Source organism: Vibrio sp. 2CM40D (assembly GCF_023161825.1).
Lineage (GTDB): Bacteria > Pseudomonadota > Gammaproteobacteria > Enterobacterales > Vibrionaceae > Vibrio > Vibrio alginolyticus.
Genome location: NZ_JALNTL010000001.1, coordinates 177,837 through 194,165, shown reverse-complemented (window position 1 = coordinate 194,165; position 16,329 = coordinate 177,837). Strand labels below are relative to the sequence as shown.

17 protein-coding genes are annotated in these 16,329 nt (G+C 44.8%); 7 read left to right on the top strand and 10 right to left on the bottom strand.

Annotation, left to right across the window (positions count from 1 at the left end):
• Positions 1-3: 3 nt before the first annotated feature.
• The 6 genes from MTF70_RS00850 (at position 4) to MTF70_RS00825 (ending at position 5,548) form a co-directional block, all read left to right on the top strand.
• On the top strand, positions 4-378 hold the full coding sequence (locus MTF70_RS00850; protein WP_248393804.1) for a hypothetical protein: 375 nt from the start codon (positions 4-6) through the stop codon (positions 376-378).
• Complete coding sequence (locus MTF70_RS00845) at positions 375-1,265, top strand: hypothetical protein (RefSeq protein ID WP_248393802.1); 891 nt, start codon at positions 375-377, stop codon at positions 1,263-1,265. The genes MTF70_RS00850 and MTF70_RS00845 overlap by 4 nt, the downstream gene beginning before the upstream one ends.
• Positions 1,259-1,732, top strand: coding sequence for a hypothetical protein (locus MTF70_RS00840; protein WP_017821188.1), 474 nt, complete (start codon positions 1,259-1,261; stop codon positions 1,730-1,732). The genes MTF70_RS00845 and MTF70_RS00840 overlap by 7 nt, the downstream gene beginning before the upstream one ends.
• Positions 1,729-3,369 (top strand): hypothetical protein, encoded by a 1,641-nt coding sequence (locus tag MTF70_RS00835; RefSeq protein WP_248393800.1) that lies wholly within the window; start codon positions 1,729-1,731, stop codon positions 3,367-3,369. Before MTF70_RS00840 ends, MTF70_RS00835 begins: the two co-directional genes overlap by 4 nt.
• A gap of 235 nt (positions 3,370-3,604) precedes the next feature.
• A complete protein-coding gene (locus MTF70_RS00830) occupies positions 3,605-4,138 on the top strand; it encodes a hypothetical protein (protein ID WP_213909923.1) in 534 nt (177 codons plus the stop codon).
• A gap of 780 nt (positions 4,139-4,918) precedes the next feature.
• The gene (locus MTF70_RS00825) at positions 4,919-5,548 is read left to right on the top strand and encodes a DsbA family protein (RefSeq protein ID WP_213986760.1); all 630 of its coding nucleotides are present in this window, start codon (positions 4,919-4,921) and stop codon (positions 5,546-5,548) included.
• 78 nt (positions 5,549-5,626) lie between these two features.
• On the opposite strand, the gene MTF70_RS00820 is transcribed toward MTF70_RS00825, so the two are convergent.
• Positions 5,627-6,952: a Na+/H+ antiporter family protein gene (locus tag MTF70_RS00820; protein ID WP_025767202.1), complete on the bottom strand. Its 1,326-nt coding sequence runs from the start codon at positions 6,950-6,952 to the stop codon at positions 5,627-5,629.
• A 28-nt stretch (positions 6,953-6,980) separates the two neighbouring features.
• The gene (gene rnt / locus MTF70_RS00815; RefSeq protein WP_005384888.1) at positions 6,981-7,625 is read right to left on the bottom strand and encodes a ribonuclease T; all 645 of its coding nucleotides are present in this window, start codon (positions 7,623-7,625) and stop codon (positions 6,981-6,983) included.
• A 341-nt stretch (positions 7,626-7,966) separates the two neighbouring features.
• On the opposite strand from rnt, the gene MTF70_RS00810 reads away from it, so the two are divergent.
• Positions 7,967-8,848 carry an OmpA family protein gene (locus MTF70_RS00810; RefSeq protein WP_005384887.1) on the top strand — a complete coding sequence of 294 codons (882 nt, stop codon included), beginning with the start codon at positions 7,967-7,969 and terminating at the stop codon, positions 8,846-8,848.
• Between the two features lie 120 nt (positions 8,849-8,968).
• Here the strand turns inward: MTF70_RS00810 and MTF70_RS00805 are convergent, their stop codons facing one another.
• The 8 genes from MTF70_RS00805 to rsxB form a co-directional block, all read right to left on the bottom strand.
• A complete protein-coding gene (locus MTF70_RS00805) occupies positions 8,969-9,403 on the bottom strand; it encodes a DUF2753 domain-containing protein (protein WP_005384886.1) in 435 nt (144 codons plus the stop codon).
• A 150-nt stretch (positions 9,404-9,553) separates the two neighbouring features.
• On the bottom strand, positions 9,554-9,970 hold the full coding sequence (gloA, locus tag MTF70_RS00800) for a lactoylglutathione lyase (protein ID WP_017635317.1): 417 nt from the start codon (positions 9,968-9,970) through the stop codon (positions 9,554-9,556).
• Positions 9,971-10,002: 32 nt separating this feature from the next.
• Positions 10,003-10,644 carry an endonuclease III gene (gene nth / locus MTF70_RS00795; RefSeq protein WP_005380743.1) on the bottom strand — a complete coding sequence of 214 codons (642 nt, stop codon included), beginning with the start codon at positions 10,642-10,644 and terminating at the stop codon, positions 10,003-10,005.
• A 64-nt stretch (positions 10,645-10,708) separates the two neighbouring features.
• Positions 10,709-11,401 carry an electron transport complex subunit E gene (locus MTF70_RS00790; RefSeq protein ID WP_005380745.1) on the bottom strand — a complete coding sequence of 231 codons (693 nt, stop codon included), beginning with the start codon at positions 11,399-11,401 and terminating at the stop codon, positions 10,709-10,711.
• Complete coding sequence (gene rsxG, locus MTF70_RS00785; protein ID WP_205461160.1) at positions 11,401-12,033, bottom strand: electron transport complex subunit RsxG; 633 nt, start codon at positions 12,031-12,033, stop codon at positions 11,401-11,403. Before rsxG ends, MTF70_RS00790 begins: the two co-directional genes overlap by 1 nt.
• A gap of 7 nt (positions 12,034-12,040) precedes the next feature.
• Positions 12,041-13,087, bottom strand: coding sequence for an electron transport complex subunit RsxD (gene rsxD / locus MTF70_RS00780; RefSeq protein WP_005390256.1), 1,047 nt, complete (start codon positions 13,085-13,087; stop codon positions 12,041-12,043).
• A complete protein-coding gene (rsxC, locus tag MTF70_RS00775) occupies positions 13,087-15,723 on the bottom strand; it encodes an electron transport complex subunit RsxC (protein WP_205461161.1) in 2,637 nt (878 codons plus the stop codon). Before rsxC ends, rsxD begins: the two co-directional genes overlap by 1 nt.
• 8 nt (positions 15,724-15,731) lie before the next feature.
• Positions 15,732-16,328, bottom strand: a complete 597-nt coding sequence (gene rsxB, locus MTF70_RS00770) for an electron transport complex subunit RsxB (protein ID WP_005380760.1) — start codon at positions 16,326-16,328, stop codon at positions 15,732-15,734.
• Position 16,329: the final 1 nt, after the last annotated feature.

Below are 16,329 nucleotides of genomic sequence, written 5' to 3'. Positions count from 1 at the left end.
TTAGTGGGAACAGGGTGCTTTCAAGTTGTCGGAGGTACCCCTCCGCATGGATGGATAGAGATCCCTTCACCACCCGAAAAGTTGCCCGCTGTCTTACAATCAAATGGCATATGGACATATCCAGATGCAGTTTCTGGTCAAGAAGAGCCAGCCATTTTTGCTGAAGCAGAAAATCAGTGGGTGGCACATGAAATGGTTTATGTGGATAGACAAGTCACATTACATGAAGACTCCGACCCTCGTTCTACGCTAACTGCTTCAGTTTGGAGAAGTTACCGGAGAGCACTACGCGACTATGTAAAGGACGGTGTAGTAACGATGGCCATTCGACCACAACGCCCTACAGAGAAATCCATGACAATTGAAGGCCGCTTATGACTTGGCACTTATCCCAATTAAACTGGCCAAGTTACTCGCAGAATATTCAAACCAAGGCTGAGTCAGTGACAGACGCAGTCGGCGCCGTAATGAATGAAGCGATTAACCGGTTAACCAACCATACAAGTGACGCCAATTACGGGCGTCACTCTTTAAGTGAAGAGGCGAGCGCTTTGCTTAAGCTGCGTAGTGAACTTCAATCCTTACTTGTCTCAGGAACCGTACTTACAGTGTCGCCATATCAGTTTCAAGTGGGGACCCGTTTGGACTCGGGGTGTTACCTCAATCCTAGTACTGCAATTAAAACGTTATCTAATAAGCTGCGGGATTACGCTGATAGGTACCGACCAAATGGCCATCTTCACGGTATTGCGATAATGGTAACGGCCTCTCAATTGAACCAATTCTCTCGGCAGCTCATTGAGCTTACATCATTGTTTCCAATGCCTGAGTGGTGCCAAGTAGCTAGGCAAAGTCATGCTTTAAATACCAATGACGTTGATAAGTTCCATCAACCTGCAGCGATCGCTCTACCACGCTTTAAGCCGATGGCTTTACTCAACGCTAACCCATTACATGATGCTTTACATTGGCAAGGTGCCCAAGTAGCTACGCTAGAGTCATTAGCAGACGATTACCATCACGTAATTGACAAGTTGCAGTTACTAGCAGCGAAACGCAATAAAAAGATGGAAGAAATCAAGGCTCAGCTCAACGCCCTGAAGAACCTAAAAGGAAGTATCTATGTGTTCTCCGTGGAGGGCAATGCGGAAAGTATAGCGACACGATTGAATCAAGCGGGAACGCCCAACAATCATCAATTTACATTAGCAAGCTTATTGCTTAGCTATGAACCTATGACGTTTTTTGAGGAGCTATTATGCTAGCTCTAGATGGTGTGCCAATTAACTTAGACTCGATGACCGTTGAAATGTCTATGGAGTTTAAAGACCAGGACATGAGTGGGCAGTCTTCTGGTACCGAGGTGGCAGAGCAAGGTGACAAAGGCAAAAAGCTTACCTTTAGTGGTCGTGTTCCATTCATTCGTATAGAAACACTGACCCAACTTTATGCGTTTGCTTCAGATAAAGATGAGTCGAATGCTAGACGTATTTATCGAATCGGCAATGACATTGCGCTCGCACTTAAAATTCGCAATGTGAAGTTCACTGGGCGTATTCAAGCAAGAGAACATGAAACTCTACAGGCTTGGAATGTTTCCTTTGAGCTTCGGGAGTACAACAGTGTTGCCGAGCAAAAAGAGCAGCGGATTAAAGCGCAAAGCAAGCCAGAGCAGCGAGAGAATACTCGGTTAAAACAGGCTCTCATCACCGCAGAGGAGGCGACTCAATGAAGTTAGAGAAGCGTTTGTATATAAGCGGCGAAGAAGTCAAATTGGCAAGTAACATGGTGAGCTTAAAGCTTTCTTTAGGTAGTGTGGCCATCTTTGAAATTGAAGCAACACAACCCCTGAAATTATTCGAGCCAGTGCGTTTTGATATTGGATATGAAAACAAAACGTCGCCTTGGTTTGAGGGCTATGTTGATAAAATCCAATCTACAGTCAATGGCTACCAAAAAATCACAGTAAAAGAACTGACAGGTATTTTGAGTAAACGTTGGTCTCTCAGTTTAGAGCATCCAAATGCCGAGCAGGTTATTGATGCGCTCTCTCACCTTACTGGTCTCGAGTTTAATCTACCTAATAAAGAATACATGAAGACCGCGATCCCAAACTTTGTTTGCCAGGGAACGGGTTATCAATGTTTAGATCAGGTCGCTAAGGCTTTTTCTATTCCTGACTGTGTTTGGTTTCAACATACTGACCAGGTGGTTTATTTTGGCTCCTATCAAGATAGCCATTTCAACGGCAAACCAATGCCACTACCTGAAGAGTTTACGAGTCGTCAAAATGGTAACAGTGTCACCTTTGTTCCGTTTCCTATGCTTAGGCCAGGTCGTGTTGTGAATGGTAAGCGAGTCAATCGGGTTGACTTAATACAGGATGATATGACGGCGTATTGGAAAGCTGAGCAGTCTGAAGTCATACCTAAAAAGCGAGAAACACTACAGCATTTTCCTGAATTAGCAGCAGGCTTTCACTTGCCAAAGTTCGGGCGAGTCGAATCGGTCAGAGACAGTGCGACGGCGGGTAAAGTATCTGACCCATTTCGGCCAAGACTCTCTGTTGATGTGCAAGTCCTAGATGATAATTTGCAACCAGATAGTAACGTACCAGTTTATCGCTCGATTCCATTGCCGGTTAACATGAGCGGACATGAGTCTGGATTGTTAGCATATCCATTAGAAGGGACACTGGTTGAAATTGCTTTCGCTTATGGTCGAAGCGATAGACCCATCATACGTGGCGTTTATGGACGTGAATATGCGCTTCCCTCAATAGAGCCTGGTGAACAACTACAACAGCAACGTGAAGAAGTGAGTTATCGAGTCGATGCCGCAGGAAATACAACACTGCAGACTGACCAAACTCAAAATCAGAGAGCGTTTGATAAGTTAGACCAATTTGAACGGTATAAAGGTGAGTTTGGCCAGCATCAGCTTTTTGTAAATGAGCACAGTACTGAAGAAGTGAATGGTAAGAAGCTTATTGAAGCGCTTGGCGCTATTAATTTGTTGTCAGGAGATGATCTGGTGTTAGGAAGCTTGGGTAACATGCAAACGGCTACCGCTGGCGAACTGATTGAGACCATCGGAAAATTTCGCCGAAGTATTGCCGCTGAGCACCAATGGCTGCAATCACCTAAGACTTGGATAGGCTCTAAGCAAGAGAATGTGTTGATTCTTTTATCGGAGCTAATGCAGGTGGTTAAAGAATTGGCCGACACTTTAGCAACGCATACACACAGCGGTGTAGCACCAGGACGAGCAAGTACCAAAACACCAGTGCAAGCGAATGATATTACTGGTCATGGGGAGGATAGTGAGAAGTTGAAGGGAAGACTCGAACCGATAACACAAACAAGCTAGTTGTCCAACGGGTGGGGGATAACCTACTTGGACTTTAATGTTGATAGCTTAAACAATGGTTATCCATATATTAATTAGGCTTATTACCTTCTTATGCCATGTTTTTGATAGACAAAATAACCATTTTGTAGGGAGATTCGCTGGAATACTCCATTAAGAATAATAACTGTTTGAAATTATTGTTATTCTCTGTCCTATTTTTGTATTTAAAGAACTATTAAGTAGGGGCAAGGGGATGACAATCAGTACTCTAGTAGCTGCAGCATTTGTAGTGGTGGGTTTGTGTCTCGCTTTTAAAAAAAGCACTCAAAATAAGAAGATCTATAAAATGTTTGAGGACTGGAATTGGTGGGTAGAAATTGTCAACGAAGACCACAAACCTTGGCTCTCTGGTAAGGTGGTTAGAAAATCGAAAAATTACCAGTTTGCTATCGTTGGTTGCTTGAAGAGAGATAGTTTAGATACGGAGTTATTGAATAATCTAGAAACTAAGTTTGGGGCATTGCCGGACTTTGTACCTTGCCAGTGTCTCATTCTAGACGCTTCAACGCTTGTGCTTGGGGGAGTCGAAGATGATAAAAAAGTTGCTGAGCTTTACCACTGTATCCCAACTAAACAATCAAGTTGCGTGAAGCTAGTTATTCAAGATTCAACCATTGTTCTTCCCGAAGACGATGAAGATCTGAACCAATTCGAGCTGCTATGGAGCTGCTCTGAAATGCAGTCCGTAGGACAAGGTGATGATGAAAGCAAGTTTAAGGCATATTAGCACACATAAAAAACTTGATTTTCACACAATCAACGCAGCCATACGGCTGCGTTTTTTTATGCTGGTCTCAAGCTAAAGCTACAAGTCATATGGCGATGAACGGTTATGAACTCACGGGACAGACTGAGCGGATGACAAAATCCGCACTCTCCTCACCCGCCTGCGAGGTTTTTCGATCAGTTTTTTTTCAGTTTTTGTGTACTGAAATTTAGTGGGGATAGTTCCTAGAGTGTCTCGTGGGAAACCATATATATAGCGGGGCTTGCGAGAGAATAGAGCTACTTAGAGCCTAGACTGAGAGTGTTTTGAAAATTTCAAAGATTGAAAATACTTTCAGTAAATTCCAATTTTAATGATCTGGAAAGATCAAAGTGACTTTTGTAAGTGCATGAAAAATAAGTGTTGTTCAGAATTTTGTGAGAAATGTAGATGATCAGGTGAGCGAAGATAAGATCTGATTAAGAGGGCGTAGAGCCTTACTCTATAAGGCTTTAGAGCGAATTATTAAGATAAAGCAGTTTTTCAATTTATGAGACGGTATAATTAAACTCAGATGTCAAAATCACTGTGCAGTTAACGGGACAAAACCGCTGTTTACGTGTTGATGAAGAAGAGGGGAACGAGTGAGTGCTGGACCTATATTGTTATCAGGGTTACAAGCAAAACTCGTTAACTCTTAAGCAGAAACCAAGCAATAAGATTTAAATGTGTCGCCACTTTATCGCCATTTATTATTCTTGTTTCATTTAACTAATTGATTTTATAGGTTAAAAAATTAAAGTGGATATAAAGCTTTACTACGTGCATGACCCAATGTGCAGTTGGTGTTGGGGTTACAAACCAACGCTGGATAAACTAAAACAGCAACTGCCAGGTGTGATTCAGTTTGAGTATGTGGTTGGTGGTCTTGCGCCAGATACTAATTTACCGATGCCGCCCGAGATGCAACAAAAACTCGAAGGTATTTGGAAGCAGATTGAGCGCCAGTTAGGCACTAAGTTTAACTACGATTTCTGGAAGCTTTGTACGCCAGTTAGAAGCACTTACCAATCTTGTCGTGCGGTTATTGCAGCCGGCTTTCAAGACTCTTATGAGCAGATGCTAGAAGCGGTTCAGCATGCGTATTACTTACGTGTGATGCCTCCTCATGAAGAAGCCACTCACTTGCAACTAGCGAGAGAAATTGGCTTGAATGTTCAGCAATTCAAGAATGACATGGATGGCTCTTTCTTAGAAGGTGTGTTCGAAGATCAATTGAGCCTTGCAAAGAGCCTAGGTGTGAGCTCTTACCCTAGCTTGGTTCTTAAAATTAACGACGCTTATTTTCCGATTGCCATCGATTACCTGTCGACAGAACCAACCTTGAAGCTGATTCGTGAGCGTATTATTGACAATATGCCAGCGCAATAACCACAGTTATGAATAACAAAAAGCCGCTCATTGAGCGGCTTTTTCGTAACTAAATGTATATCCATCCAAACAATAGTATTAAAGCACCATTGCTGCAATCCAACCAAAGATGATTAGAGGGATATTGTAATGGATAAAGGTTGGAACGACTGTTTCCCAAATGTGCTCATGTTGACCGTCTGCATTTAGACCAGATGTAGGGCCTAATGTAGAGTCAGAAGCTGGAGAGCCTGCATCACCTAACGCCGCCGCAGTACCTACTAGTGCAATCGTTGCCATCGGCGAGAAACCGAATGCTAGCGCAAGAGGAACATAGATAGTTGCAAGGATTGGAATCGTAGAGAACGATGAACCAATGCCCATTGTTACTAATAGACCAACGATCAGCATCAGTAGTGCAGCTAGAGGCTTATTGTCACCGATGCTGGTTGATAGCGATTGTACTAGTGTTTCAACACCGCCAGTTTGCTTCATTACTGCTGCAAAACCTGCCGCTGCGATCATGATGAAGCCAATCATTGCCATCATGTGTACACCTTTAGTGAACACGTCGTGCGTCTCTTTCCATGCGATAACGCCGCCGAAAGTGAACACCATAAAGCCAGCTAGAGCACCTATAATCATTGAACCCGTGTAAAGCTGAACACCCAATGCAGCGACAATACCAAGTGCCGCAACTAAGATGTGCTTTTTATTGATGACATGATCGGTTTCGTCAACGACTGTCAACTCAGTTTCTTTGTAGACACGCGGTTTACGATAGCTAACAAAGATAGCCAGTAATAGACCAAACAGCATGCCTGCACCTGGCAGTAACATGGCGGTTGGGACTTGGCCTGCAACCACGTTTTCCAAACCGTTGTCATGTAGGTTCTTTAATAGAATGTTGTTTAAGAAAATACCGCCGAAACCAACAGGTAAGATCATGTAAGGTGTGATCAAACCGAAGGTAAGAACACACGCGACCAAACGTCGGTCGAGCTTAAGTTTCGCGAATACGCCCAAAAGAGGTGGAATCAAAATTGGAATAAAGGCGATATGGACCGGAATTACGTTCTGAGATGACATCGTGACAAGCACTAACGCCACCAACACGGCGTACTTTAAGCCAGTAGTGGAAGCGGAGTTTTCTTTACCATTTAAGCGCTTGATAACACTTTTGGCCAGTAGATCCGTGATGCCTGATTTCGAGATGGCAACAGCGAAAGTACCTAACATGGCGTAGCTTAGCGCGATAGTTGCACCGCCACCTAGACCACTTTCAAATGCGGCAACCGTATCCCCAAGGCTCATGCCTGCGACTAGGCCGCCTACGATGGCACTAAACGTGAGGGCAACCACCACGTTTACGCGCATCAATGCTAACACGAGCATGACGCACACTGATATAACGACAGGATTCATACTTTTCCTAATATGTTGTGTTTACTTATTATTCTTCGTCGACAAGCGGCCAACCGCCGAGGGCCTTCCATTTGTTGACAATACCGCAGAATAATTCTGCTGTTTTTTGTGTATCGTAAAGCGCAGAGTGTGCTTCACGGTTATCAAATTCCATCCCGGCTGTTTTGCATGCTTTAGCGAGAACTGTTTGGCCATAAGCAAGGCCACTTAATGTAGCCGTATCAAAAGTAGCAAAGGGATGAAAAGGGACTCTTTTTAGTTTACAGCGTTCATTTGCTGCATTTACAAAACCCAAGTCGAATGCTGCGTTATGAGCAACCATAATTGCACGTGAGCAATCTGCGGCTTTTTGTTCTTTGCGAATAAGCTTATAAATTTCCTTTAGCGCCTCTTGCTCAGAAACAGCACCACGAAGAGGGCTGAAAGGGTCACGAATACCATTGAATTCAAGCGCTTCTTTTTCTAAGTTAGCGCCTTCAAATGGCTCCACATGAAAATGAATGGTGGAGGCCGGATGCAACACGCCATGTTCGTCCATTTTCAACGTAACGGCACAGATTTCTAAAAGTGCATCAGTTTGAGCATTGAAACCAGCGGTCTCAACGTCTACTACCACAGGGAAATAACCACGAAAGCGTTTTTTCAAGGTTAGAGCTTCATTTTCTAGTGTCATGTTGGCTTATTTTTGTGTGACGAAGGCTGCATTATTGCAGATTATACCGATGAGAAAAACCGCAATTTAAGAGAAAACCGGAATTCTATTTTGCATCCAATCAATAAGTTTGTATTGCATATTATGTAGACGTTTATTCGCCATACTTTGCATCATGTAAACCGATAAAACATGAGGAAGTAAAACGCTAAGTGGCGGTTAAGGTGATTGGAACACGGTGGCTCACATTAATGGCAGTGTGACAGATAACCCTATATTGGCGAGATTTTTGCATGCCGGTTGAAGTAATTTTATTGATGCAAATTGACGGCAACAGACTGCCGTTTAAGAGACAGTATTAGATGAAGAAATGGCTGATTACCAGTGGTGTTGTATTTTCGTTGTTTAGCACAAGCAGCTTCGCTTTGATGGGCAAACGTTATGCTGCAACTCCACAGCAATCTCAATGGGAAATGGTGGTCAATACACCATTAGAATGTCAGCTTGTACACCCCATTCCAAGCTTTGGAGATGCGGTATTTTCATCTCGTGCAAATAAAAAAATCAATTTAGACTTTGAGTTAAAAATGCGTCGCCCGATGGGAGAAACACGTAACGTCAGTCTCATTTCTATGCCGCCACCTTGGCGACCAGGTGAACACGCCGATCGAATTACAAACTTAAAGTTTTTTAAACAGTTTGATGGTTATGTCGGAGGGCAAACAGCATGGGGCATTTTGTCTGAGCTGGAAAAAGGCCGTTATCCGACTTTTAGTTACCAAGATTGGCAGAGCCGAGATCAGAGAATTGAAGTCGCATTGTCATCAGTACTGTTTCAAAACAAGTACAACGCGTTTAGCGACTGTATTTCCAACTTATTGAAATACAGTTTCGAGGACATTGCTTTTACGATTTTGCACTACGAAAGACAAGGTGATCAGTTAACCAAGGCTTCTAAAAAGCGTTTATCACAAATTGCAGATTATATCCGACATAATCAAGATATCGATCTCGTGCTGGTGGCGACGTACACAGATTCAACCGATGGTAAAAGTGCGAGTCAAAGTTTATCAGAGCGACGTGCAGAGTCACTTCGTGACTATTTTCAGTCTCTAGGGCTACCGGAAGATCGAATTCAAGTGCAAGGGTACGGCAAGCGTCGTCCTATTGCAGATAACGGTTCGCCAATAGGAAAAGACAAAAACCGCCGAGTCGTGATATCTCTAGGGCGAACCCAAGTGTGATGCATATAAAAACGCCGAAGCTGAAAGCTTCGGCATTTTTGATTTACTGACGTTGTTAATAATATTTTAGTGGTATTTTGCCAAGCACGTTTCGGTGATTCCTGCTGTATAATTTGAATGTTAGTTTAAGCGGAATTTGGCAATGACTTCGCAATTGGTGGCGGTATCGATTTTTTCAACCTGTTTGGCAATAGCCGGATTAGGGTGACGCTTCATAAAGTCTATCAACGCCTTAGTACAGCATCCTATCGAGTCGATAAAGCTTGCACACTCTTTATTTGGGCATTGTGGGATAAGTGTTAAGACCTTCTCAGAGGCCAGTTGAAGGTATTTGAGTTCATAGTCAGTATCTCCAGCCCAACGCCAGAACTGAGCTAAGTTATGACAAGAAATCACAGAAATTAATAATCGCTCGTCCGCCTCAATTTCCACACATTCGCTGATATCTTCACTCAGGCTTAGGGCTTGCTGGTAATGAAGAATGCTGCGAACAGGGTCATCTAGTTGAAGTGCCGTATCGGCTAGAAGTGTGTGTTTTTCCCATTCACTGATCATTATCGTAATCCCGCATATCGAAGTTGCGGATAAATCTAAACGATAACTATTATCAAGTAAAGGGTTTTGTTTATAAAAGGACAGGCAGATCGCAGACCTGCCTGTAATCGGAGTTCAACTTGCAGTACAAGTGATTATTAGAAGTGCCGCTTAGCCTTCAAGACCTGATGAAGCTTGCTTGTTTTGAATAAGCTCAATCATATAACCATCTGGGTCTTTTACGAATGCAATGTGCGTGCTTCCGCCTTTTACTGGACCTGGCTCACGCGTCACATTACCGCCCGCCGCTTTGATAGCGTCGCAAGTTGTGTAGATATCATCAACACCAATGGCGATATGACCAAAAGCAGTACCTAGGTCATACTCAGTTTTACCCCAGTTGTAAGTCAGTTCGATCACTGCACCTTGGGATTCGTCACCATAACCAAGAAACGCTAGCGTGTATTCGTACTCTTTATTTTCGTTAGTACGAAGCAGCTGCATGCCCATAACTTCAGTGTAAAACTTGATGGATTTGTCTAGATCACCTACGCGAAGCATAGTGTGGAGAATTCGACCGTTTGACATTTTTTGCTCCTAGCTTTGATTTACAAATAGCATTAGCTATCTGGGTATACTTTCTCTTTATATTCGCACAAATCTTCGATAATACAGCTACCGCAGCGAGGCTTTCTTGCTACGCACGTATAACGACCATGAAGAATGAGCCAGTGGTGCACATCGAGTTTGAACTCTTTTGGCACAACTTTTAATAGCTTCTGCTCGACATCATCAACCGTTTTTCCCATCGCAAATTTAGTGCGATTCGACACGCGATAAATGTGCGTATCGACGGCAATAGTTGGCCAACCAAAAGCGGTGTTGAGCACGACGTTTGCGGTCTTGCGACCTACGCCTGGTAGCGCTTCTAACGCGGCACGATCTTCAGGAACTTCACCATTGTGTTTTTCCAACAAGATCTTACAAGTCTTGATTGTGTTTTCTGCCTTTGAGTTAAACAAACCGATGGTCTTTATGTATTCTTTTAAGCCATCGACTCCCAAATCAAGAATGCTTTGAGGTGTATTCGCTACAGGGAAAAGCTTGTCGGTGGCTTTATTGACGCTTACATCGGTTGCTTGAGCTGATAGTAATACAGCGATTAGCAGCTCAAAAGGGGAGCTCCAGTTAAGCTCAGTTTGAGGATTCGGATTGTTTTCTCGTAATCGCTCAAGAATTTCGATTCTTTTTATTTTGTTCATTGCTGACTTCCAATACCGTCTCTGCGGTTTATGAAAAAGGCTCCTATGACAGAGCCTTATCTTGTTATGCGTTAGTGACGCGAGCACGTTCTATGGTTGGTTTTTCTTCTTTTGGTTGACGTGCCTGAATTGAATTATCTATGACATTTTTGAGCGCTATCAACAGCCCAACACCGATAAATGCACCAGGTGGGAGAAGCGCTAACAGGAAGCTATTGTCAAATTGGAAAACTTGAATCCGTAGAGCTGAAGCCCAGTCTCCTAGGAGAAGGTCTGCTCCGTCGAATAGTGTGCCATTACCAATCAATTCGCGCATGGCACCTAAAACAACCAAGACGCTCGTCATACCAAGGCCCATCCACAAACCATCTAGCGCAGCGGGTGCAACATCATTTTTTGACGCGTAAGCTTCTGCTCGGCCAATAATAATGCAGTTCGTTACAATCAGAGGAATAAAGATACCTAGAGACAGGTACAAACCGTACGCATAGGCATTCATTAACAACTGAACGCAGGTAACGAGTGAGGCAATGATCATAACGAATACAGGTATACGGATCTCTTTTGGCACATAGTTACGAATAAGAGAAACTGTTACGTTGGATCCAACTAGCACGAGTAAGGTTGCAATACCAAGACCTAATGCATTGGTTATCGTGGAAGAAACCGCTAGCAGTGGACATAAGCCCAGCAGTTGTACGAGAGCGGGGTTGTTACTCCACATACCGTTTTTCATCAGTAATTTATTCTCATTCATTACTGCTCTCCTTCACAGCCTAACGGCTGGTTAAGAATGTCTTCACGAGATTGGTTTACGTAGTTAACGGTATTTCGCACCACTTTTACGACGGCTCTTGGCGTGATCGTTGCACCAGTAAATTGATCGAAATCGCCGCCATCTTTACGAACTTTCCACGAATTCCAATTGTTTTCCGTGACTTGTTTTCCTGTAAAGCTCAGGATCCAGTCGGTGACACGAAGATCGATTTTATCGCCCAGACCAGGGGTTTCTTGGTGGTTTAGGACGCGTGTCCCCAAAATATTGCCCTGATTATCAATCCCAGTAATCACTTTTATCTCACCATTGTAGCCATCTGGCGCGATAGATTCTATTGCGATTGCTATTGGTTCACCATTCTTCGTGGCGAGGTAGGCTGGCATCGCACGTAATGTCCCCAGATCTGGAGACGTGACCATTGTACAAGCTTGCGTGAGTGCGTTGTCATGCATGTTTTCTGGAATGACTTGATTCAAAACAGAAAGTAATTGTTTTTGCTCTTGTACCTTGATTTGGTCTTTTGTTAGGTACTGAGTAAGGGCGACTAATCCGGTTGTTGCACATGCAAATATCGCGAGTGTCAGACCATTTTTTCTAATAGCGGTTAACATGTTTACCTCAGTGACCGTAAGTTCTAGGTTTGGTGTAGTAATCGATCAGTGGCACACACATATTTGCAAGCAACACTGCAAATGCAACACCATCTGGGAAACCGCCCCAACTGCGAATGATAAAAACCAAAGCACCAATAAGCGCACCGAAGATTAAACGTCCTTTGACGGTGGTAGACGCCGAAACGGGATCGGTTGCAATAAAGAATGCGCCAAGCATGGTTGCACCAGATAACAAGTGTAAAACTGGCGACGCAGTTTCCCCTGGCGTCAGCAACGTGAACACTAGGCTAAACAGAGTCAGACTCGCAAGGAAACCTGCTGGAATATACCATTGGATGATACGCTTTTTGATCATGACTATGCCGCCAAGAAGGTAAGCAAGGTTTACCCATTGCCAACCAATACCACCTAAGCCATCAAATATTGGCTGCGACATTACTTCGCTTGGAGTGGCACCTGTAAGAATGCCAGTCTTAAATGCATCAAGTGGTGTCGCCATTGTCACGCCGTCAACACCTGAGCGAACTTGCTGAAGTGATAAGCCGTCGTAATCATAGCCCGTAAAAATTAAAGAGAGTGTATCTGCAAAATTTACATGATCAGGTATGAGTGATGTCGGTGCACTCCAACTCGTCATTTGTACTGGGAAAGAGATCAACAAGACCACATAAGCGACCATTGCAGGGTTGAATAAGTTTTGTCCAAGGCCACCATAGAGGTGTTTAGCAATTACTATCGCAAAAATAAGCCCGATCACCATAATCCACCACGGAGACCATGGTGGTATAGCAACGGCTAACAACCAAGCGGTAACTATTGCACTGTTATCACGTAGCGCTCTCATTGGTGAGCGTTTACGACAGATCATGACTAAGGCTTCAAGGGATACAGCGACTGCAATGGCAAAAATCAGCTGAATAAGCGTACCCCAGCCAAAGAAGTAGGTTTGAGCTACTAAACCTGGAAGTGCGCAAAGTGCCACCCATTTCATTAAGTCTGGCGTACTACGACGACTGTGGGTATGCGGTGAACTGGCAATAAAAAACGACACTACTCGTTCTCCTCAGTATTATTTTTATTAGCTTCTTGTTGCGCTTTGCGTGCCTTCGCGCGCGCAATTGCTGCGGCAACCGCGGCTTTCTTCGGATCCACTTCTGGTTCTTCGGAGGTTGCTTCTTCAACAGGCTCTGTTTGCGTTTCTTGCTTCGCTTTGCGCGCTTTGGCTCGAGCGATGGCAGCAGCCACGGCGGCTTTTTTCGGATCGTCGGTTTGCTCGGCACGTGCTTCAGCTTCTTCCGCTTCAGTTGAGTCTGCTTGTTTCGCTTTACGAGCCTTCGCGCGCGCAATTGCTGCGGCAACCGCGGCTTTCTTCGGATCCACTTCTGGTTCTTCGGAAGTTGCTTCTTCAACAGGCTCTGTTTGCGTTTCTTGCTTAGCTTTACGCGCTTTGGCACGTGCAATGGCAGCTGCCACGGCGGCTTTTTTCGGATCTTCGGTTTGCTCGGCTGGTGCTTCAGCTTCTTCCGCTTCAGCTGAGTCTGCTTGCTTCGCTTTTCGCGCTTTGGCTCGAGCAATTGCAGCGGCAACTGCGGCTTTTTTCGGATCGTCGGTTTGCTCGGCAGGTGCGTCAGCTTCTTCCGCTTCGGTTGAGTCTGCTTGCTTCGCTTTGCGCGCTTTGGCTCGAGCAATTGCAGCGGCAACTGCGGCTTTTTTCGGATCGTCGGTCTGCTCGGCAGGTGCGTCAGCTTCTTCCGCTTCAGTTGAGTCTGCTTGCTTCGCTTTACGTGCTTTGGCACGTGCAATGGCAGCAGCAACCGCGGCTTTCTTCGGATCGCTGTCTTGCTGTGCAGACGTTTCCGATTCTACAGATTCAGTTGAATCTTCTTGTTGTGCTTTTTTCGCTTTAGCTCGGGCGATGGCGGCCGCAACTGCCGACTTTTTATCATCAGCGTTATTGTCTGGCGTTTCGCCTTGTTCTTTTTGCGCTTTCCGTTCGCGAGCAAGACGTTTGCGTTCTTCGCGCAGTTTTGCCATTTCTGAGTTATCAGGTTCACTAGAGCCTGCTTTAGCTGCTGCCGCTTGTTTCGCCTTCGCTTTGGCAATGGCTGCCGCTACGGCTGGTTTTACTGCTGGCTCTGTTTTTTCTGTGGTTTCTGTCTTTTGAGCTTTCACTCGTGCGATCGCTGCTGCTATCGCATCATCGCCGCCAGAAGACTTCATCTCTTTACGGCGCTGATCGGCAGCTTTCTTGAAGCGATTTTCACGTTCTGCTTTTTCGCGTTCCATACGCGCTTTTTTCTCTTCAAAACGCAGTTTTGCTCGCTCTGCAGCTTCCGCTTCTTGTGTTCTAGTTCTAATTTCTGCTTTCGCTTGGCGGTAGTACTGTACGAGCGGAATTTCACTTGGACATACAAACGCACAAGCGCCGCACTCGATACAATCCTTTAAGTTTAATTCTTCGAGTTTGTCATACTCTTCAGCTTTTGCATGCCATTGCAGTTGTTGAGGCAGCAGCGAAGCAGGGCACGCTTCTGCACATTGGCTACAGCGAATACATTCCATCTCATACTGGTGCGGAGAGATCTCACGACGAGTCGGAGCAAGGATACAGTTTGCTGTCTTGGTAATCGGCACTTGGGAGTGAGGAAGGGTAAAGCCCATCATTGGCCCACCCATAATTAAACGCTGTAACTTCTTATCTGCTTTATAGCCAAACTCATCCAACAGTGCTTGTACTGGTGTCCCTAACAATGCCCAAACGTTGCGTGGTTGTTTGAAGGTTTTACCAGTGAGAGTCACGATGCGCTTTATCATCGGTTCACCGTCGATGACTGCGCGTTTTATAGCGTAAAGAGAACCAACATTCTGAACCAAAATACCAATATCGGCTGGAATCGCGCCACTTGGTACTTCTTTATTGGTTAAAATTTTGATCAGCTGTTTTTCACCGCCAGAAGGGTATTTAGTCGGGATAACGCGAATAACGATATCTTTGTTTATAGCCGCAGCTTCTAGCGCTTTGATTGCTTCTGGCTTGTTGTCTTCAATGCCAATAATCGTGAGCTTTGGTGTCAGGATATGTTCGACAATTTCGATACCTTGAATAAGCTCTTCGGCATGTTCTTGCATGAGCTTGTCATCAGACGTGATGTATGGCTCGCACTCTGCTGCATTAACGATAAGAATCTCGGTACGAGCAAAACCTGATTGGATTTTTTTTGCAGTAGGGAAGCCTGCGCCACCCATACCAGAAATACCAGCGAGACGAATAATATCAATCAGTGCGTCAGGGGTTTCTTGTTGGTAATCTGCGACGGGGTTTCTTTCACACCATGCATCTTTCCCATCAGGCGTGATGACTGCGCACAACTCACTTAACCCAGAAGGGTGCGCGACAGTTCGTGGCTCAATCGCGGTGAGCGTACCTGATGTTGGAGCATGCACTGGAACCGTAAAGCCGGTCTCCGATTGCGTTAATGGCTGACCTTTTAATACGTAGTCACCTTCGGCAACCAGTAGGTTACCCGCTTTACCAATGTGCTGTTTTAGCGGCAATACAATTTCTGACGGGATAGCCGCATGAGCGAGTTCAGTTTTGTTGGACTGCTTTTTATTTTCTGCCGGATGCACACCACCTGGGAAATCCCAAAGCGCGCCTGTACGAATTTGTTCAATCAAAGACAACATGTGAAACCTTACTTAATTGAATCTTTCACGTTCGCTGCATTGTCGGCAGCATCCGTAATGTTAAGTACCGGAATGGAGTGAAGTTGCCACTTCCAGCTTTCTGTGGTCGTTGCCACAGGAATCATTTCAATACAATCAGTCGGACATGGGGCAACACACAAGTCACAGCCCGTACATTCGTCTTTGATTACGGTATGGACCGCCTTTGTTCCGCCTACAATTGCATCCACCGGACACGCCTGAATACACTTAGTGCAGCCAATACACATGTCTTCATGAATAAACGCAACGGTTGGAATTTTGCTGTCGAGATCGTGCGCAGATTCTTCTGGCTCAACACCCATTAAGTCGGCGAGCTTTTCGATTGTTGCCTGACCACCAGGTGGACATTTGTTTATGTGGTCGCCATTTGCAATTGCTTCAGCATAAGGGCGGCAACCAGGGTAGCCACATTGACCGCATTGAGTTTGCGGTAAAATGGCGTCGATTTGATCCACAATAGGGTCCGCTTCAACTTTAAAGCGAATAGAAGCAAAACCAAGTATCGCGCCGAAAATCGCAGCCAGAACCGCTAACGCGATAATCGCAATTAAAATCGTACTCATC